This window comes from Nitrosomonas sp., assembly GCA_031316255.1.
GTDB lineage: Bacteria > Pseudomonadota > Gammaproteobacteria > Burkholderiales > Nitrosomonadaceae > Nitrosomonas.
Map to the genome: position 1 here is coordinate 2,087,715 of JALDQW010000001.1, position 26,929 is coordinate 2,114,643.

A 26,929-nucleotide genomic window follows, 5' to 3' on the forward strand; every position below is an offset into this window, starting at 1 on the left:
GCGATTTAGGAAATAGGCTAAATACATTTAATGACAAAGTGACAAAGGAAAAAAGACTATGACAACCCATAACCTTTTCAAACAAAAAGTTAGCGATACAATCAACGCAAGACATTTGCTCAAGCACCCTTTTTACGTTGCTTGGACTGAAGGTAAGCTGACCCAGGCGCAACTGCGCCATTATGCCGAACAGTATTTTTATAATGTGCTGGCAGAGCCCACATATTTAAGCGCCGTGCACTTTAACACGCCGCATTTCAGCACCGAGGCGAATTCTGGCGATATCAGCGTGCGTCAGGAAGTTCTGAAGAATCTGATTGATGAAGAACACGGTGATACCAATCATCCGGCTTTGTGGAAAGCTTTTGCCTTTGCCCTGGGTGCGAACGATAAAAGCCTGACCGATGCCAAGGCGTTGCCAAACACCGAAAAACTGGTTGAGACTTTTAGAAACATCTGCTTGAACCGACCGTTTTATGCCGGATTGGCTGCATTGCATGCATTTGAATCACAGGTGCCTGAGATCGCTGAAGTTAAAATTGACGGTCTGGCAAAGTTTTATGGCATGACCGATCCAAAAGACTATGAATTCTTCTCTGTTCACCAGAAAGCGGATGTTTATCATTCTCAGGCGGAATGGGACATCATTGAGCGTTTTGCTGACACACCCGAGAAACAGGAAGAAGTACTCGCAGCAACACGTGAAGCCTGCGACGCATTATGGGGATTCCTGGATGGTATTCATGAAACCTATTGCGCAAATCTGACTTGCGCAGTACCCGAAGCGTCCAGGGAAGCTGCATCAGTGCACTAAGACCTGCTGCTAATCAGTAAACGATAAAAAGAAAAGAGCAGTCAATTAACGACTACAACCAAAACTTTAAAGGCCTTATTCGATACCATGTGGTATCGAATAAGGCCTTTAAATTAAAACAGGCATCCTCGGGAAGATTCTATGAACTCAAGTCCTTGTCTTTTTTATCGGTTTCTTTGATTTCATCGTTATTACCATTTGCCGCGTCAGATTCTGAAGATTTCCTTTTTTCAGCAGTTTTCTCTTCGCCATCCAGTTCTTCATCGTCATCATCTTCTGCGTCTTCTGCCGCTCTGCGTGCAGCTTCCTCCGCTTCTTCTTCCTCCCCTTTGCGGGTATTCCACATAAAGTATACCGCACCGAGCGCTACAATGATCACCGGCATAATCACATAAGTGAATATGGCTGATTCAACGGAGACGTCCTGTGATGCTGGTGGTGGTTTGGTTACGATCATGTAAGCGTGCATGATTGCCACAACAACGACGGGAACCAGTGCCGCCATAAAACGGTTAGTAATCAAAGGGCGAACTGTGAACATATTGAGAACTGCCGACCCGTAATAACTAACAAAATAAATAAAAATATAAAAAAAGATAGCGCCCATGAATTTTCCTTATAGTGCTGGTGCTCAAAATCAAATTGATAGCGTACTCGTTTTCTGCAGTTATTGTTTAAATAATTTGATATGCCTTCGGGGCGGGTGGTTTGTACGCGTTTCCCCGAACATAACGCACGGCATATATAAACCACTTCCCGATCAATGATACACAACAACTTGTGAAAAATCACGACTAGATTTACTTGAAAATTCTGTGTTTGGATTTGACGTTCTTTTATTGGTTGCGCAGAAAAGTGTTTGTGAGAGTAGGAGTTGGAGGGAAAGTCATGTTTGATGACGCATTCAGGCCTGATGCAGCAAGTCCCGAGCGATTTAAGCGCCATGTATTTACTTTAACCTAGATTACTCAGTTGATTGCTATTCAATACTTTAAATGTCCCGTGTATATTGGCTTTATACTGTTAGCTTTATTCACCAGATGGGTGAAATCGCTACTTACCCGATTATACGGTTTTCAGATCGTCTCGCAGCGTTGTTCATCGTTGCATGGAGTGGCCATGCGCCTCTTCACGCCTTGCCAGTTGACCTGAAAACCAAACACTCGAGTACGTTCAACTGAGGATTCTAGGTTTAACTGTGTGGGGTGTGATAAAGGCCATAGTTGGGATCAATTTTACTATGCTAAATTTGTTATCAAAAAAACAGAGCGAGTATGTGTAATGAAATTTTACTTTATCTGGTTCTAGTTTGTTTGAAACATAATTTTTTTATAGGAATACGTATCATGGTAGCTATATTTCGGAAGCTTGTCATTTCACTTGTTTTATGCACGCTATACATCTCACCTGTAAAAGCAGTACCGCTGACTGTAAATGGCGGTTGGGATTTTTTTACTTTTCCTGGACAAATATTAGGGCCCGAAGATCCGGCGCGAGTTGATGGTTTGCCACCTGATCCAAGTTTCTCATGGGATCAGGAATTTTCATTCGTACTAGCGCAACCGGCATTACTCAGAATACAAGACATTGGCAGTGGTGGTGACAGGTTCAGGATATTTGATAATGGAGCTGAATTAGGCATGACCAGTGCTTTGTTTCCAGACAATATTGGAGATTATTTTGATCCAGATCTTGCCGCGTTAGATCCGGCTCTCGATCAAGGCAGTTTTTTGTTGTCTGCTGGCAACCATACTATTTCTGGCGTAGAAATAAATCACAGCACAGACAGTGGCGGTGCCGCAGCGCTCCGTGTTGACACGATACCCGAGCCAACAATGATCGCTTTACTGGCTTTAGGTTTTGCCGCTTTGGGCATCAGTAGACGTAGAAAGTTAAAGTCGCAATGTAGACCGGTATCAACAGCGATGTTTCTTTGCACTTAATTTCGCCAGTTTGAGCTATTATTTCACGTGTTTTGTTGGACAACTGTCCTCTAAAGCCTGAAGAACTGTTGTATCCATGCAATTTGTTGTGCATCCTGCTTATGAGAGGCTTTGTGCTCTGTTTCCATCAGACATTTATAAGCAGTTTCATCTCGGGTGTACTCTGGTTTTTCACCAACCTTCGCAACGCTCCACGGTTTAGCTTTCAGCTTGTCGTGGAGTTTTTGCGCCTGGGTTTTGTCTATTGTTGCAGCAGAGCATTTAGTGCGCTCGAATCCCTGGTGCGGTAAATCGAATTCGCCATGTTTTAAGTTTAGATCGTCAATATAATCCCTACCGTCGTCATAAGCAACAGATCACCACCAGACACAGTGAAGTCAGCCGCAAGTAATGTGTTACTTTGTATACCTGTTAAAGCTACAGCAAACTCGCCAGCTTCAATGATTCTATCACCATCAGTATCCTGATAAATCCAGGTTGTTGTTGCATTCTCGATATTGACAAAGAAGTCACCCGCGTTGGTAACGGCTGTTGTTCCCAGAACTACATTGGTTGTTCCGGCTCTAACCGCAGTTGCCTGAACTTCGGTATCAAATTCAACTGAAGATCCGGTATTCGTGCTTAGGGCGGCGCCATCCAGGTTAGCAATAGTGTCAGTCAATGTTGCACTAATACCTGTTATTGATGAATCACTCACTGAATCACCAGCCTTGTAGACAAACTTCATTGAATCGCGAGCCAAATTACCAGTCATATTGGTAGTAATGGCATCCGCGCCAGCGCCGCCTGTCACAGTTATGCCTGTACCACTAGTCTTATCAGTCAACCCAATCACATCATTACCTGCACCAGTGCTGATGCTATTAACACCATCATTATCGTTTATAATAAGCCGACCCAAGCTGAGTGAACCATTAATTTCAGTAACGTCAGGCAGGTTGACTGAAAGAAACTCAAAGGTGTCAGCTGTTGTTAGGCCACGCAAATTTAAGATTTCAATTCCACTCACTATCGCAAAATTTGTATTGAATACTATGGCGCCGGACGCATTAGTAATATTTAAAGTGTCAGTTCCACCGGCGCCATCAACAGTATCTCCCCCTGTAATCGTAGAGGTGCCAGCCGTTCCAACAAATCCATTAAAAATATCATCACCTGAAGTACCGGTGATATTATCGGTAAAAGTTGTTAAAGTGAATGTTGGTTTACTCAATCCATCCAGAAGAGTCGTTGTGGTAGTCAATGTCTCACCACCGATAACTGCCCGGACACTATAGTTCTCAGCTAACTCAATGACGCCATCATTTAACGTCGTCACACTAAAACTCGCCGTCGTTCCACCTGCCGGAATAGTCACTGTTACCGGATTAAATGTACCCGGGGGAAAGTCATTCAGGTTAGTGTTATTTGTACCCTGATCTGCTGCTGCCACTTCGCCTGGTAGAATTGAAAAAACAACATCAGTATCTTTCGCAACAGCCGCATTTGCTGTGACTGTATAAGTTAGTCCGTCTCCCTCTGTAACAAAATCAGTAGAAGCATTCAGACTAAATGGTTTAAACCTATCCAGCAAGCTGGTGGTTGTCGTGAATGTTTCACCGCCAACAGCTGCATTAACCCTATAGCTTTCAATGTTCTCAATCAGACCATCATTTAAAGTCGTAACCGCAAATGTCGCGGTTGTTCCACCTGCCGGAATAGTCACAGTTATAGGATTAAATATACCCGTGGCAAAGTCATTCACGTTAGCATGACTTGTGCCTTGGTCTGCTGTTGCCGCATCACCGGCAACCACTGTAAACACAACGTTGATGTCTTCAGCAACAGTTTCTCTTGCGGTGATAGAATAAGTCAGCGTGCCGCCTTCCGTCACAAAACCAGTTTCGGCAGTCAGACTGAAAACTGCCGACCGATCGACAGTGCCGACAGTGTAGATAAAGTTTGCATCGGTTAAATCATCCACACCTACCAGTGCAAGGAACATATCCTCCGCTGCAGTGAAGTCGCCATCGGTGTTGGCATCAATAAATACATAGGTTGTAGACCGAGACGCCTCATCTAAGTACTCTAAGAAGGCCACTCCATGATCACCAGCTATTCCGCCACTGAACAGATCGGAAACTCTGGTGAGATCTGTATCAATAGACAGGCGAGAAGTCACATCGAGCAGCCCTGCCTGGGTGCCGGTAAAGTTGAAGCTGGATATGTCTATGAGATCGTCGGTGTCGGCGTCGCCGCCTGAAAAGTTTGTTACTACATCGAAAAATAAATTGTTATTATTGTTGCTTGCCATGAAGTTGGGTGTTTTAATACCATCGCCTGTGCTGGCAGTATTTACTGAAAATTTTCTTGCTTCATTACGAACTCCATCATCAAGAAACAAATTATTGTTATTATCGCGAATTGTGACAGCAGTACCCCCATCAATATCGAGAATCTGTGAATCGCTTACATTATTCAATAGCAAAATATCTCGCGCGTTTTTAGCGATCCCCAGAATGATGATGTCGCCACGCAGACTGCCATCAATAACACCACCTGAAGAACTACCTTCGATTATATCGGAACCGTCTGTGCCAACTTGGAGCGTTATTCCCGCCAGTACTTCCTGTAGTGTGGCCAGGTCCGCCGAATGATTACTCGAGGAATAGTTATCCGCTACAAATATCTTTAATTTAAACAAAAGCGATGTTGGAGCAAATTGCTGATTTACTTTGTTGCCCAACAGAGGGTTGCTCAGCAAATAAAAGGTTGCTTGGGCAGCAATCACGCCATATCCAACGTTGGACGCAATACTTTGCGTAAAAAATGTCTGCGCTATGGATGCAGCGCTGCCCTGAACGCCATCTGCGACCAGGCCAAAATGATTCATTAATTCTGTAGCCTGTTCGGCTGTTGACTTGCCACCAATGATTTTATTGGTAAATACTTGGTGAGCAGCCAGACTATTTGCCAGTTGTGGTTCAGTTTGTCCATTGGAGACCACATTTGAAAATGCTACCAGAAGTTCTTGACCAGGCGCTGCGTTAAAGAGCGCAATAACAATCCCTAGGATGTTGTCATCTTTACTAAATAATGTGCCTATTTCTATTGTGCTTTCTTCCGAGTTTCCTCCAAGATCTGGTGTGCCTGCTTTTATTTTCCATCTTCCTTGCTCAAGGGTTAAGATATATCGCCCTTCTATACCTTCGTTATCAAAAATCTTTTCCCATCTATCTGTTTCAGGTAACAAAACCTTGTTATTATCTGCAGGAGCATTACGACTGTGATCGACCGAGTATGCCTGGTATTGACCATTTTTTTGTCGTATTTCAATATGCAACATGATGAAACTCCATTTTAAAAATTGAATGTTAACCGTGCAAAAAAAGTGCGTTCAGGAATGAAAGTCGGGCTTATTGCTTCTGATTGGTTGAAATTTACATTTCTGTAAAAAAATTTTTGGTTGAGCAAATTCCTGCCTTCCAGACTTAAAATCCCACTTCGGTTAAGAAAGCGATAACCAATAACCGAATCGAGTAAGAAAAAATCATCTATCCCTGAATTTGTGACCTTTGGTTCTCTTTTCTGTACTTTTTCTACATCTCCTTTTCTGGTCAGGTTTTGCTCAACATAAGTCGTGGTGAATTTAGAGAAAAAACCGGAAGGATGAAAATATTCAATACTCAACGGCGCACTTAATGTTTGAATACGGGTCGGACTGTCATCAAAGATGGTTCTATCCCTTGCTTCGCGCGTGAATTTTTCCAACTGGAATTCTCCCCTGATCGCCCAATATACATGTGGCGACCAATAGACATACGCACGAATTAACTGCTCCTTTTGCGCTTGTAAATGCTCCTGCCCATTAGACCTTATGGGCATAGCCAGATTACGTGCCGAGGCTTCAACACCGCTATACAGGTTTTTGGAAAATTTAGAATCCAGACCGATTCCCTTGCGCCGGGCCCGGGTTCCGTTGACGTCATCGAAGAACTGATTAAAACCTGCCACTTGCGTGGGCTCAAGGGATTGCTGAGCCAGTAAATGGGATTTGGTCGTCTCAAACCAGGCAAATCGCAAACGTAAAGAATCGAGAATACTCCACTGCAAACCGAACTTTGGGTTGATTTTATCTGCTCTGGCGCCATCTATGCTGCTCGTGAACGAGTCATAGCTCAATCCAAGTGTTGTATTTAAATTGCGGGGGAAATTGGTATTGGTATAGGTATAAAAATTCTCCCGTTTAATTTCATCAAATGGAAGACTAAATGCTGGTTTATTTTTCCAACTAAACTGGTAAATACTGCCGCCAATTGTGGAGTTGAAAAATTTTTCCCGAAAGATATGCTGGGCTTCAATTTGGAAGCCTGCGTTAGTTAAATTGCCACCTGGATCCTTGTTTTCTTCCAAGCGATCTATATATTTGGCTGAAACAAGCAGATCTTGATTGGATGATATGGCGTATCTTGCCCCTATGCGAGCCATATCCTCATCTATTTTTCTGCGCTTTCTTTCATTAAATATCTCAGTGTCAAAATCCAATAACAATTCCCCATGCTCCGTCTTGCGTGTACGCAGTTCTGTTTGAATATTAAGCTTGGGTGTTAAGGCATACTGGATGAATGCATTGTAAATATCATGCGTCTCATCGTTATTGGGCCGGAATCCGTCGGTTTCGTAATGATACTGGCCGATGCTGACTGATGCGCGGTCATACAACATCGATGCAACCACTTCATCGCCTAATGTGCTATTACTGCCAGCGATACCCGAAGCAACCAGCTGTGGCTTGTTTCGTTCAAGCAATGGTGCAAATTCGTTAAATCCGGCTACAGCCGGCCCCGTGTTGGTGATAATATTGAGATCCGCCACTGCCAGGTGCGGCTGTACCGGGTTCACATTAACGGGTTGCAATAACTGCGCTTGCAGCAATTCACTGACACGCGCAATTTCATGCCGTGGAATATTGGTGTAAGCATCTGAAAGAAAGCGATGCGCCGAATGACTGGCCGGATCGTAACTTAACGATTTGGCTGTTTCCATCAACGCGCGTTTTTCAAAACCCAGGTTGTCATAAATCCGCGCCAGACTTGAACCACGCCCAGCCTGATCCTGATCCAGCAGCAATCTGGATCGATACACGGCCCGGTTATCATTCAGTTCAATGGATTTCTCAATAGCATGCAATGCTTCCACCGGCCGGTTTTGTGTCTGTTTTTGAATGGCATCATAAAACCATGGCGTGGGATCATTGGGATCAAGTGTTTTGGCCAGGTCGAACTGGGTGCTGGCCAGTGGAAAACGTTTTTCTTCAAAATAGACTTTACCCAGGTAGCTCCGTATCAAAGAATTAGCCGGATCCAGACTGACGGCAATTTCCAGTTCAATGCGGCCCGCTTCGAGGTCACCTTCGCGTAATAGCGCCAAACCCAACCCAAGCCTGGGCATCGGGTCGGCCTGGTCGAGTGCAATTGCTTGCGAAAAGATTGCTTTGGCGGTTTTGGTATCAATTTGCAACAGATGAGCAAAGCCCAGCACTGTTTGCGTTTTGGCCAGTGTGGGATTTAAGTTGACCGCTTGATGCGCGGATTCTAGCGCAGGATCAAGATAGCCGCTGGACATTTGGAGTTCAGCCAATCGCGCCCAAGCCAAAGCATTCTGCGTATCGATTTTTATTGCTTCTTGAGCACTGGCGAGTGCTTGTTCAATTTCAAAATGTGCTTGTTGTGCATAGGAAAGCGCGAGCCGGGCGGTTGCAGACGCTTGATCCAGTCCGACTGCCTGGTTGGCCAGGTTCAGCGCTTGCATCGTGTCATTTTGCACTACCGCGATGATTGCTTTTAAGGCATAGGCATTGCTGTTGTCTTGTTCGAGTTGAAGCGCTTGTTCAATGCTTTCTTTTGCCTCGTCTACCTGCCCAGTAGATAAAAGCAATCCTGCGAAGTAGTTCAGGAATTGAGCGGTGCGCCCACTTTGTGGAATTCCATCCAGCGCTACGAGTGCTTCAAAAAATTTGCCTTGTTGATAAAGCGCAATGGAGGTCTGCAATTGCGGCCATGCAGACTCAGCAAGAAACTTCTCATGTAATTGAGAGGTATCGATGATGGTCGGATAGTACAACGCCCATTGGACAGCATCGAACGGATTAATAATCGCTACCTTCCGTGGCGTTTCATTGGCACGTATCTCGGCTGCCTCATTGTCGGCCAATATAAGACTACCCAGGTTATTGCTGACTGACACTTGACCTTCATAGATTACAAATTCCGCACTGTCTTCATCGAAACGCACAAAGAACTCCGTACCTTTAATGGTGGCATCGAAATGGTTCGATCTTAATTTGAATGGTCTGGGAGTGCGGGAAGTGACATGTATTCTGCCTGAGAATAATTCGATCAGTGTAACACTATCATGTTCTGCGCCAGCATCAGGAATGGTAATGGTTGTATTCTGGCCAAGTGACAGCATACTTTCATTCATTAAACGTAATGTTGCTTTGCTTCGTGCCCGAACTTGAACCATATCATCGGGGCAAAGCCCCACACCCATAGCTGCCGGCTGCCAATTTTTTTCTGCGATATGACGCAAATTGACATTGCCTCGCACTGAAACAATTTGTGCCGGCGGTGAGTGACAGGACTCTGCAGCATACGCATTCCCTGTAAAATTAAATAGTGTTGAAGTTGAAAGGATAACAAGCACCATTATCCATATTTTGCTGCCCCACAATCCCAACTTACATCTTCGGCAAGTTCTCATTTCGCTTTTTGTGATGTTTCCAAGTTTACTAAACAGGGCGTGATGGTGTCGATTTAGAATTGACCAGATCAGAGTTCTATTTTAGACGCTGGTGGCGGTTTAAATTGTAATTCGCACCTACTGGGACGAACACAACACCCGAAATCCGATAACGTCTGCACGTTTGTCTGGCAGGGTAAAATTGCGCGACGAAACGCGCAAGTAGTCTGGATGATCCTCCCAAGAACCGCTGCGCAGCACGCGGGGCTGGAGATTCGAAGAGTCAGCGCTGCACTGTTGTTCACTACCGTCAAACTGCTTACGCCAATCTGAACAGGTCCATTCCCATACATTACCCGGCATATCATACAATCCAAAAGCATTGGCTTTAAAAATGCCTACTGGTGAAGCTTGATCGCCATCCCACTGGCTCTGACAATCGTTGCAATTGGCATTGTTGGCGCCAATATCATCACCCCACGGATACGCGGTATTTTTGCCAGCCCGAGCGGCATATTCCCACTCCGCTTCGGTGGGCAGGCGGCAATTTTGTCCAATTTGTTCCCCTAACCATCTCGCATAGCTTCCTGCTTGATGCCAGTCGATATAGACAACTGGCTGGTTGCCCCGTCCGCCTTTGGCAATAGTTGGGTATTCCAGATTTTCGCCTTTTTTGTCTTTTACATTGCTGCGCTGTTGCCGCCAAACATAATAATCAAATTGCTCATAGGTGATCTCGGTTTTTCCCAAGTAGAACGGCTTGCTAATCAGGATGGATTTGCCTGGGACGCCAAAATATTCTTTTTCTTCATCCAGTGCTTCGATGAATGTTTTCTCTTGTTCGCCGATATTGAATGAGCCGGCCGGAATCTGTGCAAGTTCGGGGAGGGGGGTGTGGCCCAATCGGAAGCGTTGTAGCGTCCACATCATCTCAAGGGGTAATTCGTGTCGCATGATCCAGTAAAATGATTCGACTGCCAAAACTGAAATCACAGCAAAAAGCAGCAGCAGCGATATGAGTCCACGCCGTACCCGTTGGCTCCAGGCAATAAAACGGCTTTCGGTGGTATTTTTAGGAATTCTCAGCGCACGGTATTTACTAAGACCCAAATACTTAAGATTCAACAAGCGCCCCAGTCCCTTGCTTTGTTGCCATTGCGCGCTCTCGAGCCTGAGTTGTTGACGGTAAATGTCGCGATCGCGGTTTTTTTCGATATAGTTGTAAAGTGTTGGCCAATAGCCGATCAACTTGCCTGTCTTTTTGTCTTTAGTTCGGGTGCGGATCAACGTTTCGTGAATCAGATCTACATGCTGTTGTTCTTGCTCTTCTTTGATCGTAATTAAACGCAATACGCTATTCTGGCCTGCTCCCAAGGAGTTAATTGTACGCTCACCGGAGAGCATGCGTACTACCTGCTCACCCAGTTCATCATCTCCATTTCCAGCAGCAGCTACAGCTTCTTCACGGGTGATACGTTGGCGGGTGTGACGGCCTTCGTCGTTGATACGCGTCAGGCGCAGTAATAGTTCCAGCGCTGCCTGTTTGCCCTTATCTTTGCGCCTGGTGGTGTCATCGATGCGTTGCAGCAATTTATCCGCCTCCGTACTGAGCATACCGGCAATGCCATTTTGCCGATGGTAGAATTCACCGCTGAGCTTGTCCTCCTGACGATGTTGCCACAATATAGATAGACTGTTCTCCACTAACGGCAGCGCGCCAACTTCGTCCTTTGTGTCTTCCAGTATCGCGGCCTTGACTTCACTGACATCCAGCCCGGCCAAATGTGCAGGCAGTTCAATAATTTCGCGTAATCCTTGTTCGGAGATGAGGGGGAGTAAATAACGTTTGCAGTGACTGTTGTATATTTCTTTCAAGCGGGGCAGGTATTCAAAACGCTCGAGAAAATCCAAACGTACGGTACAGATCAAAAACAGCGGGCATTCAGGATCCTGCAGTGCATAGGCCAACAGTGCATCGAACTGGTTGCGCGCGGCAATGTCTGCAAACGTAAAAAGCTCTTCAAACTGGTCAACGACGAGCAAAAAAGCGGTTTGTTCCTGCTTAAAATTCTTGATGGTTGAAGCGAGCGCGCTTTTTCTGGCGGCTAATCGATCTTTGCGGCTGTCTATATCACGTTTGGCAGCGTCTTCAATCAACCCATGCTCCAGAATTTCCGCGAGTTTTGTCAGTGGATCCTGGCCTGGCATCATTGGCCCCAGTATGCGCCAGTGCTCGATACCCGTGCAAGACCATAGCGCGCCGCGTTCAATCATCGGCAGCATGCCCGCATTGACCAGTGACGATTTTCCTGAACCGCTGTTGCCTTCGATTTGCAACCAGCGGATGTAGGCTGAGTTATTGGTCTGATATGCGTTGTCCGGATTGGCGTGCTGCTGGTTGCCCAAGGCAGTCAGGGCTTCCAGCGTTTCCTTGCGCCGCCCGAAAAACAGTTTCGCATCTTTCCTGCCGAAGGCGCTGAGACCCAGATAAGGACAGCCTTCAAAAAGCTGCCGATCATCAAAGCGCATGGTTTGCGTTGTGATATCCTTAATTAATTTCTCTGATAACGGTTTCCCGGGCGACCATTGGTCAAGTTGGAATAGTGCGAGAAAGGGGGGTAGTAAATCAGGTTGTGCTTCGTCAAGCAGAATGGGGAAAATAGGCAGTGGCAGCTTATCGTCATGCGGCGAGAAATGTTTTATCAAAGCGACTTGTACTTCAGCGCCGACCCAGCGTTTAACGCCATCGCGCCCAATCAGTACGATAAAAGCACTACATTCCTGCAGGGCTTCTTGCAAACGCTTTAACCATTGATCGCCGATCCGAATATTGTCTTCATCCCGAAACGTTTGTAAACCTGCTTGCTCAAGCAATTTGCGTAAAGTATTACATGCTTCACGATTGGTTCGGCTGTAACTGAGAAATACGTGTTTGGTTGAGCGGGTTTCTGCTAATGGTAAGCTGTTATTGTTTGCCATGATATAAAAGGTTTCATCTTTGCTCGAAGATCAATAATTCTACTTTGTCACTCATTAGCCTGTCTTTGTCAGATTAGCGTATCGCCATTCAACCGAAAAACCATGATATGTTATCACGTTGCTTTATATCTCTATTGATTATGATCATGTCGTGAAAATATCGAATATTCTTTCAAATCTGTCCTTCAAAAGCTTCCGGAAGCACTTGGTGCGCATACCTCGACAACTATTCGGTAAAAATCATTTCTCTCGATCAGAAAGCGCTGGCCAGCGTGCCGCCGACATTCAAACCCTGTTTGGCACTGTGGCGGCTTTTCGGTTACGAATAGGTATAACTTGATTGAATGCCGAGCGGAAGACCGGAGAGCGTGTACAGTAGCAGGAATGCCGTCCAGGTAACGAGGAAGGTTACCGAGTAAGGCAGCATCATTGCCGTCACGGTGCCGATGCCTGCGTTTTTCACATAGCGCTGGCAGTATACGACCACGAGCGGAAAGTATGGCATCAGTGGTGTGATGATGTTGGTGCTGGAGTCACCGACGCGGTATGCCGCCTGTGTCAGATCCGGAGAAATGCCGAGTTGCATCAGCATGGGCACAAAGACAGTCGCGAGAAGACCCCATTTTGCGCTGGCCGAGCCGACAAAAAGATTGATAAATGCGGTAATGAGGACAACGCCGACGATTGTGAGATAGGACGGCATTGCAAGCGCTTTCAGCCACGCTGCGCCCTGCAGGGCCAGCAAAACACCGAGGTTGGACTGACCGAACGCATACACGAACTGTGCGATAAAAAACATGATGACGAGATAGTAGGCCATCTGGTGCATCGCTTTGGTCATTCCCGCGATCAGGTCTCTGGAGCTTGTTATGGTTCCCGCCACAATTCCGTATACCGCACCGGGTACGATAAACATCATAAAGATCAGTGAAACAATGGAGCGCATCAACGGCGCGGTACCGGATGTGAGTTCCCCTGTGGCATCGCGCCAGGGCGAACCGCTTGGCCAGGCTGTGGCGATCAGGATAAAGACGCCGAGCAGAAAAACAATCCCGGCAGCTTGCAGGCCTCTGCGCTCGTTTGGTGCAAGCGGTTGCATGGTTGGCAGGTCTTCGAGACTGCCGTCGAGTTCGGTGTTTTTCAGCCGCGGTTCAACAATTTTTTCCGTCACATACCAGCCTAATCCGATAATCAGAAACGATGACGCCATGGTGAAAAAATAGTTATTCAGCGGATTGAGCACAATAGCCGGATCGAGAATCCGTGCGCCGGCCTGCGACAGGCCCTGAAGCATGGGATCAAGTGATGACGGTAAGAAGCTTGCCGAAAAACCGCCGGATACGCCCGCGAATGCGGCGGCGATACCGGCTAAAGGATGCCTGCCGGCTGCATAAAAAATAACGCCACCGAGCGGTATGACGAGTACGTACCCGGCGTCGGCTGCCGAATGACTGGCGATGCCGGCAAGTATAACCACCGGTGTCAGCAACAATTGGGGCGTTTTGTTCAGAATCGCGCGTAAAGCGGAGTTGATGAAACCGGTATGTTCAGCCACGCCAATGCCAAGCATCGCGACAAGCACCACGCCAACAGGATGAAAGTGTGCAAAGTTGGTCACCATGACCGACATGAATTCGGTCATTGATGCGCCGGTCAGCAGGTTATTCACAAGGAGCTGTTCCCCGGTGCGCGGGTCGACGACGTGAAACGGGACATACGACAGCACCCACGACACGATCCAGACCATGAACAGCAATACGATAAACAAAACAGCCGGATCGGGCAGTTTGTTGCCGATACGCTCAACCGATTCGAGGACGCGTTCGGAAAGATTGGGGTTTTTTTTGTGCGTTGATTCAGACATGGGAATCCTTTGTCTATTTAACTGAGTCACTTATTTTACCAGCCGAAACGACAGCAATCGTTTTGTCCGTATTAAACTTCAATTCGTTTTCTTGCTACTGTACCTTCCTCAGTTTCACAACAGGAGTAGATCAATCCATAGTCGTTTTACGTGTGGGAAAAGTCACACTGCAACGTTGGAAGACATGTTACACTTAATTTTGGTCCATATATTACAAAAGGTGGAGTATGAGAACTGGAGCGGCTAATTCAGGGGATTTCCGGAAAAAAGGTGATCGTGACAAAGAAGAAGATCATGACAAAAAAGAAGATCATGACAATATTGAGAATGCATTTTCACGGACGCCTCAGGCAAAAGACGATTATTTTTCATTGAACGGGATTGCCGGTAACGATAATGTCAGTATTGGCGAAGACTCGGGTCAGACTTATATCCTGGATGTCATGGCGAATGATTTGGGCGGGCGGCGCAAATCTCTCTGGTCGCTCGACGATAGTGCGCCCTCAGCAGGTGGAGAATCGTCCGATCTGTTTGCACGCGATGTGGTCGATGCCGCTGAATCAAGTGCTTTGGGTGCGCAGGTTTCAGTCACGGCGAACGGCAAGGTTGCATATTCCTATACTCCTGAATTGCTTGCACAACTTATTCCGTTGTCAGCCAATGAGTCACTTGTCGATACGTTTACATATGCCATGAAAATGGGAAATGGTGCATTGAGCTGGGCGACTGCTACTGTAGAAATTGCGGGTGTCAATGATGCGCCGGTGTTATCTGGAGTGCGGTTTGATCTGGCCGATGGCGAGGCTGATAATTTATATGGAATTTTTGGATATGATTTTTTGTTGGACGGGTTTAGCGATCCGGAGGGAGATTTGCTCTCCGTGGCGGAACTCAGGGCCACCAATGGAACAGTGGATGAAATAGCTGATTCAGGCTGGTCTTTTATGCCGGATGCCGGTTTTGCCGGTACGGTTGAATTGCAGTACACCGTCATCGACGGTCATGGCGGCAGCGTGCCAGCCACTCAGCATTTTACGATTGAGGATACGTTGCCCGAGTTGGCTTTTAGTACGCCATCTAACGGTGAAAATCTTAAAGTTGACCAGAATATTGTTCTTGAGTTTGATGAGAAGGTTGTCGCGGGAAGTGGCGAGATTATTATCAGCAATAGCGTTGATGCCCGCGTGATTGATATTAACGACACCAGTCAGGTGACTTTTACGAGCGGTAAAAAAGGCGGTTCTGTCATTATTGATCCCGCCGAGGATTTGATTGCAGATACGAGTTACAACATACAGTTCGCCAGTGGCGTCATTCAGGATGCGACAGGCAATGCGTATGCAGGTATTAACGATCTTACCGATCCGGTAACACTGGATTACACGACTATCTCATCTGACCCGTTGTTGAGTTGGAGCAGCACGTGGGGAGTCGCATACTTAAAGGCTGATGACACGATTGAATTGTATTTTGATGAACCGGTTGTCGCAGGAAGCGGCGCAATTATTATCAGCAATGGCACGGACACGCGTACGATTGACATCAACGATGCCAGTCAGGTGACATTCGATGACTTTGGCGTCGTCATCATCAATCCAGTCGATGATTTGCTTCCGGACTCCAACTACAATATCCAGATAGCTAGTGGGGTGATTCTGGATAGTGACGGTTTCGTGTATGCGGGTGTCAGCGATTCTGAAACGCTCAATTTTATGACTATAACATCAGACCCATTGTTGTTCTGGAGTAACCCGGTGGACGGGATGGAATTCAAGGTGGATGGCAACATTGAATTGGCGTTTGATGAGCGGGTTGTTGTGGGTAGTGGCGAGATTATTATCAGTAACGGTACGGATACGCGAACGATAGACATTAACGACACCAGCCAAGTGATGTTCGACGGTTATGATCTTGTAACCATCGATCCGATTGATGATTTGCTTCCGGATTCCAACTACAACATCCAGATGGTCAGCGGTGTTATTATGGATGCCAACGGTCACGCCTATGCGGGGATCAGTGACCCGGATACGCTCGATTTTATGACTATTCCGTCCAATCCACGTCTGGTGTATAGCGATCCTATGGATGAATCCACCACGTTTCAGGTTGACAGCGATATCCGACTGGACTTTGATGAGCCGGTTATTGCGGGAAGCGGTGCGATTATCTTCAGTAATGGCGCGGATACACGCACCATAGATGTCAAGGATACAAATCAGGTTACGTTCGATGACTACGGCGGGGTGATCATCAATCCGTCTGATGATTTAATGCCGGATACTATCTATAGCATACAGATGGCCAGTGGGGTGTTAACCGATTTGGCCGGTCATGCTTATGCCGGCATCGGCGATCCGGATACATTGAATTTCACCACGATTCCGACGAATCCGGTGCTCGACTCGAGTAATCCGCAGGATGAGGCGGCGTTCAAAATCGATGATGACTTGTCGTTCTATTTTAACGAAATGATCATGCCCGGCAGCGGAAATATTATTATCAGCAATGGCACGGATACCCGCACGATAGACATCCACGATGCCAGTCAGGTGATGTTCGATGGTTATAATGGCGTGATAATTAATCCGGTTGACGATCTGGTTCTTGGTGAAACCTATCATGTTTTGATGGACAGTGGCGTCATCACCGATATGGCCGGACATGCTTATGCGGGAATCAGTGATCCGGATACACTCAATTTTACGACTCTTTCTCCTGAACCATCAATCAGTGTATTCCTGGCGGATGAGTATGTTTCCAAGATAGATGAGGATATTTGGCTCTATTTTGATGAAGATGTCATGCCGGGCAGTGGCGCTATTGTACTTAGCAACGGGACCGATACCCGCGCCATCGATATCAACGATAGCAGCCAGGTCACATTTAGCGGCAGTAAAGTAACGATAACGCCAGTTGATGATTTGATTGTGGATACGCACTACAATATTCAGATGGCTGCGGGTGTGATTCTGGATACCGATGGCCATGAATTTGCCGGTATTAGCGATCCGGATACATACGGTTTTACAACGATCAGTTCTGATCCGAGGCTGAGCTTTAGTGAGCCGTCAGATGATCTTGCCGAGGTATGGGTTGGCAGCAATATTCAGTTGTATTTCGATGAAACGGTAATTCCCGGCAGTGGTGACATTATCATCAGCAATGGCACCGATACGCGCTTAATTGATATTCGCGATACCAGCCAGGTGATGTTCGACGGATTTGGAGGCGTGATAATCAATCCCGTAGATGACTTGATACCCGAGACTGACTATAACATTCAAATGGCCAGCGGCGTCATTATCGATACTGAGGGTAATCCCTACGCAGGTATAAACGATGCCACCACGCTTAATTTTACAACAACTGATTCCATTGCCAGTACCGTGGCGTTCCCGCCGATTATTGAACCGATGTTCATTTAGACGATATCGGTCGAAAACCCGCATGATTTGTTTTTAATAATCGTGCGGGTTTTTGTTTTGTCCCGATTGGATTAATATCTTCTGTAATAGTCCAGATGGGAGAACTCGACGGTGTCGGAAAATAACAGAACGGTGTCTGAACTGCTCCATCGTGCATTGCGATGCTATCAGAGTGGGCAGTTCGAACAGGCAGAGCGGCACTGCCTGAATATTTATACCGTTGCGCCAGAACAGCCGGATGCACTCCACCTTCTTGCGATTATTTACGCGCAAGGCCGCAAGTTTCCGCTGGCAAATGACTATTTTGAAAAAGCCATTGCCGCGAATCCCGAAAGAGCGGATTTTTATAGTAATTATGGCAATGCGTTATGGGAGCAGGGATGCTTTAAAGACGCCATACGGTATTGTCAGCAGTCGCTTGAGTACGATTCTTCAAATGCCGGAACGTACAATATTCTTGGCAGCATATTATTATCGCAAAACCGGTTGAGCGAAGCGGCGGACAGTTTTCGCAAGGCGCTTGCAATTCAACCCAGGTATCCGCAGGCGTTAAATAATCTCGGTAATACCTTGCAGAAAATGAAAAAAACCGAGGATGCGATAGTTTGCTACCGTAATGCACTGGCGCTGCAGGAGAATTATCCGGAGGCGCACAACAATCTTGGGATGGGGTTAAAACAACTCGACAGGATTGAAGAGGCGAGAACGCATTTTTTGCGTGCTGTTGCGTTACGCCCGGATTTTGTCAGAGCGAAACAAAATTGTATGGAGGTTGATCCGGCATGGCTTGTGCCGCTGGATGGAAAGCAGTTATATTTGCGGCGTTATAAAGCAGAAGACGCCGCCTTTTTGCATCAATGTTATCTGGATGCAGCCTTTATGGACTTGTATAACCGGTATATTCCACGGCATCAACAGGTTGATGACCTGGCCGCAACATTATCGCAAGCGCATAAAAAGCATCCTTGCCAGTTGAAAACAGTCGACTGGGTTATTTTTAGAAAAGCAATCCATAAACCTGTCGGTATCGCCAATCTGGTTGATATTCAATATCAGCACCGGCGGGCGGAATTTCAAATTGGATTGCCGAACTCTGCTGATCATACCCGTGGCATTGGTCTGGAGGCAACCCTGCTGGTGCTGGATTACGCATTTAATCGCATAGGGTTAAACAAACTGGTTACGGTTATCTACGGTCACAATGTATCATCTCAGAGAAATTCGTTGGCTTTGGGGTTTGTACAGGAAAGCTACCTGCGGGAACAACTGATGGATAAGGAAAGCGGAAAATTTATAGATTTATATGGAAACGGTATGACATTGCGCGATTTTCGTCAGAATAAACGATTGTCCAGGCTGTCAAAACGATTGATCGGGCGGGATATTGTGCTTGCTGCAGATTGTCAAGCCTGATGTAGCGTTAACTGAGCCTGGTGTTTTGTTGTAAGCCGTTTCTGTCTGTTAAAACGATTGGCCGCATAAATCCGGGCATTGCATATTGAGTGGAAAATAATTACAATTTGTGCAACTGAGTTGCGATAACGAAATTGTTCACTTGATCATGATGTCGAACACATATCAAAGTACAGCAGAAGCACTGATCCGTAAGGAAGGCGGCCGCGCAACTGAAGGCCGGGTAAGAATTCTTGCGTTATTGCTGGCGGAAGAGCAGGCAATAACGCACCGTGAAATTGAAGAGCGCTTGCCGGGCCAGCAGCCGGATCGTGTAACACTCTACCGTGTATTACAATGGCTTGCCGATCGAGGCCTGATTCATAAAATAACCAGTGATGACCGGGTGTGGCGGTTTCATGTCAACCATTTTGACTATTCTCGTCAGCATGCGCATTTTAAATGTACGAAATGCGCAAAGGTTGTATGCCTGGAAGACTTGCCATCGGGACGTCCTATGGTCTTGCCAATGGGTTATCAGTTCCAGACCATAGAGTTAACGGTCAAAGGGCTATGTGCACAATGCGTTTGAGGAAGCAGCATTTGGAGCCAGGCGGCGATTGCGAACGACTCGATTTATTTGTATTTTGTTTTTCCCTGGTAGATTGTTCAATTCTAATACGCTAACAGACTGAGCAATAGATTTTCACCGATTGGCAGTATTATAAATGCAACACAGTTGCATAACTTCTTGGGCTTTTTGATGATCGATTTTAATCCATGCACTTAAGACATAAACGGGATATAGCTGCCGTGCATGGCAAAAATTCTATGCCGAAACTGCTTGTTTTGCTGATAGGACTTGCTTTGCCGGATATTCCTGCGGTCCTGGCGCAAAAACCGGCTGATGTTACCGAATTGCCAGGCGTGGTCGTGACCGCGCCGGTAAATCAACAGTCTGAGCCGTATTGGATTAAGCCCGAAAAAGTTATTCTTGAGAACGATTTGCGCCGTAACCGGGAGGCCGGTTTGGGCGATATGTTGTCACGTGAGCTGGGTATTTCTTCGAGCAGTTTTGGGCCGGGCGCCAGCCGTCCGATTATCCGCGGTCAAGACAGTTCACGCATACGGATACTGGAAAGCGGTGTCGGGATGGGCGATCTTTCGGTGATCAGTCCGGATCATGCGGTTGCAACGGAGACACTCAATGCCTCGCGGATCGAAATTCTACGCGGTCCGGCGACGCTGCTTTATGGCAGTGGCACATCGAATGGCGTTGTTAATGTGATCAATGACCGGATTCCTGATCGCATGTATAAATCCATGCAAGGCCATTTTGAAGGTCGCTTTAACTCGGCAATGGGTGAGCGTTCGGGAATATTCAGCGCCTCGGGTAGCCGGGGACAGATTTCGTGGAACATCGAAGGCGCAAAAAGAAAAACTGACGATATAAAAATTCCCGGGCGTGCTGACCCGGCTAATCCTGACAGTGGATTGGGTGTGGTCAGAAACAGCGCCATTGATTCAAGCAATATATCTGTCGGCAGTTCTTATATTGGAGAGCTTGGCTATGTTGGCTTATCGGTGACTCATCTTGAGAATTTTTATGGAATTCCGGGACCGGAAGGTGCGAAAATAGATATGGGGCAGACGCGCTATGGTCTTGCCGGGGAACTGGATGATCCAATCAAGGGCTTTCAGCAACTGAAAATGCGCGTCAATTATAATGATTACCAGCATAATGAACTGGAAGGCAGTGGTGAGATCGGGACACACCTGAAAAACGATGAGGTTGACGGGCGGTTCGAGTTGTTGCATGCGCCGATCACCAATTTACAAGGTGTGTTGGGCGCACAATTCCAGTATCAGGATTTCTCGGCGAAAGGCGACGAAGCATTTGTGCCATCCACAATATCGCACTCGGTCGGATTATTTGCGCTTGAGCAGTATCAATGGCGGCGCTGGATGTTCGAAGTTGGGGGGCGTTTTGAACACGCCAACCAGAATCCGCAGGATGCCTTGCTGTCATCACGCGATTTTAATTTATACAGCGTCTCGGCGGGGAGCGCCTGGGCGTTTATTGACGGATACCAAATTGATCTGACGGCAACACGCGGGCAGCGCGCCCCCATACTCAATGCGCTATACGCGAACGGCATTCATGTCGCCACCAACACCTTTGCTGTCGGCGATCAGCGTTTGAATAAAGAAACTTCCAATAACTTTGATCTGTCGTTTCAGAAAACCGACGGCGTGATTACAGGGCGTATCAACCTGTTTTATAACCTGATCAATAATTATATCTTTCAAAGCAGCCGCGATAGTAATGGTGACGGCTTTGCTGATCGCGTCAATAATGACGGGGAACTGGATATCGATGGCGCATTCCTGATTCAGGATTTTGCGCAAACGCGCGCCCATTTCTATGGTCTGGAGACAGAAGCACGGATTGCATTGCTGCCCGAACGGCTGAGTATGCGGTTGTTTACCGATATCGTCTATGGCAAGCTGAGAAACAACGGTAATATTCCACGTATCACCCCGCAACGCTATGGCGTGGACTTGGATTATACGCAGGGTAACTGGCAGGGGAATTTCAATGTGACCCGGGTGACGCGCCAGGATCGTGTCGCTGTTCTTGAAACGGAAACGCCGGGATATACACTGATGAATGCGGAGCTCAGCTATCGATTCAAACGCGGCGAATCGACTTATCACACGCTGTTTTTACAGGGCAGAAACCTGCTCGATGAGGATATGCGGGTGCATACTTCATTTCTGAAAAATGTTGCGCCTTTGCCGGGCAGGGCGATTGTTGTCGGTATCAGGGGAACATTTTGATCAGCGAATCGGCCGGAATGGGAATTTCCGGCCGGTTAGAGCGAAAATTTATTTATAAAATACCGTAGACTACCGCTGCGACAAGCCCGCCAATAATGCCGCCAACAACCGGAACATACGCGTAGCCCCAGTCACTGTCACGTTTATTTGGTATTGGCAGTATCGCGTGCATAATGCGTGGTCCCAGATCGCGTGCCGGATTGACAGCAAATCCGGTTGGTCCGCCGAGCGACAAGCCGATACCAAAAAGTAATAGCGCCACTGGAAGCGCATCCAAAGCACCCAGACTGGCTTGTGGCGAAACAATCATCATGACGCCGAAAACCAGAACAAAGGTGCCTACAGCCTCTGTAATGATATTGTTCACAGGACTTCTGATCGCAGGGCCGGTACAGAATGCAGCGAGTTGCGCATCCGGATCGGTGGTCTGATCAAAATGCTGACGATATGTTATCCATACAATCAACGCGCCCAGCATAGCGCCCAACATTTGCGCAATTGCATAGCTCGGTACATCCGCCCATGCAAACTTGCCGGCTGCAGCCAGACCGATGCTGACGGCAGGATTTAAATGCGCGCCGCTTGAAGCAGCTACAGCGTAAACAGCGACAAAAAGCGCGATACCCCAGCCTGCTGCGATGGTTAACCAACCCGCATTATTACCTTTGGATTTATTGAGCACTACATTGGCGACGACGCCATTACCTAATAAAACCAATATAAAGGTTCCTACTAATTCACCTAGAAAAGGACTCATATGCATCACCTTGAGATTAATGTAAAAATTGATTTCAGTTTTGAATTGCTGCGAAAGAAGTATAGGAAGGATTCATTATTTAATATTTTTCTTAAATTTCAGACGCAAGAAAATTATTGCACAAATCAAGGATGAATGAAATGTTGACTTGATAATATGGGAATAAGCCGAATTGGTTAAGTTGCCATCAATTATGTGCCAGCTTTGCACAATTCACCTGTCGGATCTATGCGAGAGATGGGATTACTATCAACATAGGTATAAGTATTCAACCCATCCGCAAGCCCAATCGGATCGCTTGACAAATACCGCCGGGTAACAGATTCATAATCCCCGAAGAGGTTGACCAGAGAAGTTCAGCGCGTCGTCGTACCTATATCCGCTCTTTCCCAGTCGCATCAGCAGTTTAAAGTCACTTTCTTTCCGATGCATGCCATCGGTAAAATTATTGGCCCCGACGCGACTTTGGCGTTAAGAAAATGCTTGATTCATGTGTACAAAGGTACGTCGAAAAGAACGGGAGTCAACAAATCAAGCGATTATGTTTCAACGCAGCTTCAATCATTCTCAAGGTGAGCGGCAAATATTTGCCATGTTTCCGGATCGTGTTTCCCATGAAAGGAAAAAACCAAAGGAATGACCGAGTAAACATATTTTTACCAATAAACTCTGGCGGAAAAAATTTCTCGAATTCAAAGTCACTTAAATCAACATGATAGTAATCTTCTAAGACACTCATACATGTTTCCGCAATATCACCATAAATACCAAGATCATGGTACATGCGCGTTTCATGAGTACAACATTCAATTTCTTTTACAGATAAACCACATCTACCAAGATAATTACGCAATTCGTTTGATAGTTGTTTATTCATAAATATAGTCATTCACAAGAAAGAGCATTATAGAGTTCTCTGCTGCTGAAGTAGATGATCTTGTCGCTTTTCTTGGCGCGCTGTAATGTTACAGTGATGCATGGCGATACCCTGCTATTTTACCAATAGCAGGGTATCGTTGGATCTTTGAATACGAATGCGCGAATAGAGATAGAACTCGAGTTTCAGGCATTGCGATTCCGGCGGTGTAACCAATGGCCTGGTACACGTTGTATGGCTTTTTCCCTTTTTGCAGGCAGAGTTTGTGATTTATGCTGTCAAATAGAGTTCTACTTTGCGACCCATTAACCTGTCGCGGGTGTCCGCAATATTTTAATAAAAACTTCATCAACTCTTAACAAATATTTCAAACGGATTTAACACGGCGTCACTATGCTGTATTGCCATGATCAATTTAATTGAGAAGGGAATATGTTCAAGAAAGAAACGCCTGTAAAAGTCAGAAGTGTTTGGATTTCTGATGTCCATCTCGGTTTTCGCGGTTGTCAGGCTGAAGCGTTGCTGCATTTTCTGAATTCGATCGAAACAGATTATATGTTCCTGGTGGGTGATATTGTTGATTTCTGGAGTATTAAAAAGAATCCATACTGGCCGCAGGAACATACCAATGTGATACGGGCGATCCTGGGAAAAGCCAAGCATGGCACTAAAGTGATTTACATTCCTGGCAATCATGATGAAGCAATGCGTGATTGTGTGGGTCAGTTATTTGGCAATGTTGAGATCCATCGGGATTACGTGCACACGACTCATGATGGAAGAAAACTGTTGATTTTGCATGGCGATGAGTTTGACGTCATTGTCAAGCATAGCCGGCTGATCGCTCAATTGGGCAGTGCTGCCTACGATGTGCTGTTGTGGCTTAATCGTCATGTCAATGGTATGCGTAAGTTATTTGGCTATTCGTATTGGTCTTTGGCAGCATACCTCAAGTTGCGCGTCAAGAATGCAGTCAGTTTTATCAGCAGTTTTGAGAAAGCCTTAACCCGTCTGGCAATGGATCGTGGTGTCGATGGCGTGGTATGCGGCCATATCCATCACGCCGAAATCAGGGAAATCCATTCGATACTGTATTGTAATGATGGCGACTGGGTGGAAAGCTGTACTACGTTGCTTGAGCATCTGGATGGATCGCTTGAGCTGGTTTACTGGGCTGACAGGTTCGAGCAATCCAAAAATATTGAGAGCATGATCGCCGCCAAAAAAGCGGCCTAGCCGATTGTAAGAATTTTTATTTGTACCTCTTGACGGTTTTGTCCAACACCGTCAGTCACCTGACCAATCAATTTTCTAACGTTTTTCCAATCTTTCACTTTTCGAATCATCCGGCATGCTGTTCTGATGAGCATAGGAATGATTGTTTTTCGTCTGGTTCGCAAAAACCGTCATAGCAACCATTTGTGGTGCAGAATGCGCAACCTGTTCAAACGGATAGGGAGCCTATAAAACTGTCATAAAACCATCAAATAAATGTCATTCTATTGTCATAGACGCTGCATAAAATCCATCTGGTTGGCATGGATTAAAGGCGTTATGCGCATTACATCACCCAGCGGTGTCCGTGAACGTTGACGGGCCCTGGTTATTGAACGTGAAACCGGTACGCGATCCATATGATATTGCAGGCCTGTTGATTGCACAAAACAGAACTGGTAGGCTTTTCCAATAATGGAACCGATACATTCTGCACAATTCATTCTCAGACAAGAAACAGATATTGATTCTGTTTTTGAACTGCTTCGCCAGAAATACTCTCTGCAAGAAACCGGTAGCATGCAATTGGAAAGACATTACTTGGATACTTTTGACTGGCGGATGTACCGGAAAAACTATTTGTGTGGATGGGATGTGCCTGTCGATACGAACAATACCAATCGTGAAGGTGTTTTTTTTGTTCGGTATAAGGAAACCGGTGACTGTATCTACGAGTTTCCGTTGAGTGCAGTTCCCAGATTTTCCAGGGAACTGGCGCACCCAATATGCCGCAAGTTACTTGATGATATAGTGGGTGTTAGAGCATTGATGACAATGGCTACTATAATGATTGAACGCAGGCAATCGCTGCTTTTAAATGAAGATAATAAAACGCTGGTGATTCTGCAGGTGGAGAACTATACAATACATGATCAAGCTGACAAAAATCAGCTTGCTACGCGTCTGCTGGTATACCCGATCAGAGGGTACAAGAAAGCATTCAGGCATGTCAGGCATACGCTTACATCGCAAATGAAATTGCCTTGTGTCAACACTGCGTTACTGGATGAAGTATTAACAGCTACCCGTCAAAAACCGGACTTTAATCAATTTGTCCTAACCCCCAGGCTTGAGGGTTTGTTGAATACCTGGGAGGCCGTTCAGATTTTGCTGCGGCATTTACTCAGCGCCATGCAGGCAAATGAACCGGGGCTCCGTGCTGCGATCGATACGGAATTTCTTCATGATTATCGTGTTGCCCTAAGACGTACCCGTTCGATACTGGGTCAGATAAAACATGTATTACCTGATCGGCTGCTCGCTTATTTCAAGCGGGAATTGCTCTGGCTGAGTACAATGACAACCCCCACGCGCGATCTGGATATTTATTTACTCAAATTTGATGACTATAGACAGGAACTGCCAGCAGAGTTTCGGCACGACCTTGAACCATTTCGTCTGTTTTTACTCCGTCACTGGAAGATAGAACATGCGCGTTTGTGCCGGGCACTTGATACAAAGCGTTACCAGAGATTGATCAATAAATGGCAGCAGATTGTTATAAATAAAAATGAGCGCTCGAAGAATGTTACTTTACAAAAGACTTCCCCTGCAGAAACGTTGAATGCTGCTGAACCCGCTAGACGTGTTGCCGGTCAGCGAATCTGGAAACTTTATAATCGTGTGCTCAAGGAAGGCGGGGCGATTACGTTACAATCACCGGATGAAGCATTGCATGAACTGCGAAAAACCTGCAAGAGATTCCGCTACTTGATCGAGTTTTTTCATGACTACTATTCGGATAAGCAAATCAAAGAACTGATAAAGACGCTCAAGCAATTGCAGGACAACCTTGGTGATTTTCAGGACTTATGCGTGCAACTGGAACAGTTAAAAGCTTTTGCGGAACAAATGCGGCAGGAAGACATGGCGGGAACGAAAACAATTATGGCGATGGGGGTGCTTGTGGAAAAATTGAATGCGCGCAAAGTTTTGGTTCGGGCTGAATTCAACCAACGCTTCAAAATGTTTGGTCAAGCAGAAAACAAATCGGCATTTGTACGTGCATTGAGCCCCCGGAATTAACCTGGAGATGCGAC

General features: G+C 46.3%; 15 protein-coding genes. 8 read left to right on the forward strand and 7 right to left on the reverse strand.

The genetic code is table 11. From position 1 onward, the window contains the following. Window positions 1–58 precede the first annotated feature (58 nt). Window positions 59–814 (forward strand): CADD family putative folate metabolism protein, encoded by a 756-nt coding sequence (locus MRK00_09310; protein MDR4517568.1) that lies wholly within the window; start codon window positions 59–61, stop codon window positions 812–814. 139 nt (window positions 815–953) lie between these two features. Here the strand turns inward: MRK00_09310 and MRK00_09315 are convergent, their stop codons facing one another. Further along, window positions 954–1,421, reverse strand: a complete 468-nt coding sequence (locus MRK00_09315) for a hypothetical protein (GenBank protein ID MDR4517569.1) — start codon at window positions 1,419–1,421, stop codon at window positions 954–956. Between the two features lie 739 nt (window positions 1,422–2,160). Between MRK00_09315 and MRK00_09320 the strand changes: the two genes are divergently transcribed. Next, window positions 2,161–2,757 (forward strand): PEP-CTERM sorting domain-containing protein, encoded by a 597-nt coding sequence (locus tag MRK00_09320; protein ID MDR4517570.1) that lies wholly within the window; start codon window positions 2,161–2,163, stop codon window positions 2,755–2,757. A gap of 313 nt (window positions 2,758–3,070) precedes the next feature. Here the strand turns inward: MRK00_09320 and MRK00_09325 are convergent, their stop codons facing one another. The 4 genes from MRK00_09325 to MRK00_09340 form a co-directional block, all read right to left on the reverse strand. After that, a complete protein-coding gene (locus MRK00_09325) occupies window positions 3,071–6,082 on the reverse strand; it encodes a hypothetical protein (protein ID MDR4517571.1) in 3,012 nt (1,003 codons plus the stop codon). 14 nt (window positions 6,083–6,096) lie between these two features. Continuing rightward, a complete protein-coding gene (locus MRK00_09330; GenBank protein ID MDR4517572.1) occupies window positions 6,097–9,444 on the reverse strand; it encodes a TonB-dependent receptor in 3,348 nt (1,115 codons plus the stop codon). Window positions 9,445–9,615: 171 nt separating this feature from the next. Continuing rightward, complete coding sequence (locus MRK00_09335) at window positions 9,616–12,456, reverse strand: SUMF1/EgtB/PvdO family nonheme iron enzyme (protein ID MDR4517573.1); 2,841 nt, start codon at window positions 12,454–12,456, stop codon at window positions 9,616–9,618. A gap of 319 nt (window positions 12,457–12,775) precedes the next feature. Then, entirely contained in the window at window positions 12,776–14,320 is a 1,545-nt protein-coding gene (locus MRK00_09340; protein ID MDR4517574.1) for an AbgT family transporter, read from the reverse strand. Between the two features lie 227 nt (window positions 14,321–14,547). On the opposite strand from MRK00_09340, the gene MRK00_09345 reads away from it, so the two are divergent. From MRK00_09345 to MRK00_09360, 4 genes are all read left to right on the forward strand, one after another. Further along, complete coding sequence (locus MRK00_09345; protein MDR4517575.1) at window positions 14,548–17,748, forward strand: Ig-like domain-containing protein; 3,201 nt, start codon at window positions 14,548–14,550, stop codon at window positions 17,746–17,748. A gap of 111 nt (window positions 17,749–17,859) precedes the next feature. Beyond that, window positions 17,860–19,161 carry a GNAT family N-acetyltransferase gene (locus tag MRK00_09350; protein ID MDR4517576.1) on the forward strand — a complete coding sequence of 434 codons (1,302 nt, stop codon included), beginning with the start codon at window positions 17,860–17,862 and terminating at the stop codon, window positions 19,159–19,161. A gap of 148 nt (window positions 19,162–19,309) precedes the next feature. Continuing rightward, window positions 19,310–19,732, forward strand: coding sequence for a transcriptional repressor (locus tag MRK00_09355; GenBank protein MDR4517577.1), 423 nt, complete (start codon window positions 19,310–19,312; stop codon window positions 19,730–19,732). Window positions 19,733–19,971: 239 nt separating this feature from the next. After that, window positions 19,972–21,981 carry a TonB-dependent receptor gene (locus tag MRK00_09360; protein ID MDR4517578.1) on the forward strand — a complete coding sequence of 670 codons (2,010 nt, stop codon included), beginning with the start codon at window positions 19,972–19,974 and terminating at the stop codon, window positions 21,979–21,981. A 52-nt stretch (window positions 21,982–22,033) separates the two neighbouring features. Here MRK00_09360 and MRK00_09365 read toward each other — a convergent pair whose 3' ends face one another. Then, on the reverse strand, window positions 22,034–22,738 hold the full coding sequence (locus tag MRK00_09365; protein MDR4517579.1) for an aquaporin family protein: 705 nt from the start codon (window positions 22,736–22,738) through the stop codon (window positions 22,034–22,036). Between the two features lie 523 nt (window positions 22,739–23,261). Next, window positions 23,262–23,615, reverse strand: a complete 354-nt coding sequence (locus MRK00_09370; protein ID MDR4517580.1) for a DUF1493 family protein — start codon at window positions 23,613–23,615, stop codon at window positions 23,262–23,264. A 432-nt stretch (window positions 23,616–24,047) separates the two neighbouring features. Here MRK00_09370 and MRK00_09375 point away from each other — a divergent pair, with 432 nt between their 5' ends. Together MRK00_09375 and MRK00_09380 are read left to right on the forward strand one after the other, a co-directional pair. Continuing rightward, complete coding sequence (locus MRK00_09375; protein ID MDR4517581.1) at window positions 24,048–24,851, forward strand: UDP-2,3-diacylglucosamine diphosphatase; 804 nt, start codon at window positions 24,048–24,050, stop codon at window positions 24,849–24,851. Window positions 24,852–25,304: 453 nt separating this feature from the next. Continuing rightward, a complete protein-coding gene (locus tag MRK00_09380; GenBank protein MDR4517582.1) occupies window positions 25,305–26,915 on the forward strand; it encodes a CHAD domain-containing protein in 1,611 nt (536 codons plus the stop codon). Window positions 26,916–26,929 lie beyond the last annotated feature (14 nt).

Excerpts from the sequence above, each read along its gene's own strand:
- MRK00_09360 (MDR4517578.1), top strand. The coding sequence starts at position 19,972 with ATGCCGAAACTGCTTGTTTTGCTGATAGGACTTGCTTTGCCGGATATT.
- MRK00_09380 (MDR4517582.1), top strand. The coding sequence starts at position 25,305 with ATGGAACCGATACATTCTGCACAATTCATTCTCAGACAAGAAACAGAT.
- MRK00_09340 (MDR4517574.1), bottom strand. The coding sequence starts at position 14,320 with ATGTCTGAATCAACGCACAAAAAAAACCCCAATCTTTCCGAACGCGTC.
- MRK00_09345 (MDR4517575.1), top strand. The coding sequence starts at position 14,548 with ATGAGAACTGGAGCGGCTAATTCAGGGGATTTCCGGAAAAAAGGTGAT.
- MRK00_09320 (MDR4517570.1), top strand. The coding sequence starts at position 2,161 with ATGGTAGCTATATTTCGGAAGCTTGTCATTTCACTTGTTTTATGCACG.
- MRK00_09315 (MDR4517569.1), bottom strand. The coding sequence starts at position 1,421 with ATGGGCGCTATCTTTTTTTATATTTTTATTTATTTTGTTAGTTATTAC.
- MRK00_09370 (MDR4517580.1), bottom strand. The coding sequence starts at position 23,615 with ATGAATAAACAACTATCAAACGAATTGCGTAATTATCTTGGTAGATGT.
- MRK00_09375 (MDR4517581.1), top strand. The coding sequence starts at position 24,048 with ATGTTCAAGAAAGAAACGCCTGTAAAAGTCAGAAGTGTTTGGATTTCT.
- MRK00_09325 (MDR4517571.1), bottom strand. The coding sequence starts at position 6,082 with ATGTTGCATATTGAAATACGACAAAAAAATGGTCAATACCAGGCATAC.
- MRK00_09335 (MDR4517573.1), bottom strand. The coding sequence starts at position 12,456 with ATGGCAAACAATAACAGCTTACCATTAGCAGAAACCCGCTCAACCAAA.
- MRK00_09330 (MDR4517572.1), bottom strand. The coding sequence starts at position 9,444 with ATGGTGCTTGTTATCCTTTCAACTTCAACACTATTTAATTTTACAGGG.
- MRK00_09355 (MDR4517577.1), top strand. The coding sequence starts at position 19,310 with ATGATGTCGAACACATATCAAAGTACAGCAGAAGCACTGATCCGTAAG.
- MRK00_09310 (MDR4517568.1), top strand. The coding sequence starts at position 59 with ATGACAACCCATAACCTTTTCAAACAAAAAGTTAGCGATACAATCAAC.
- MRK00_09365 (MDR4517579.1), bottom strand. The coding sequence starts at position 22,738 with ATGAGTCCTTTTCTAGGTGAATTAGTAGGAACCTTTATATTGGTTTTA.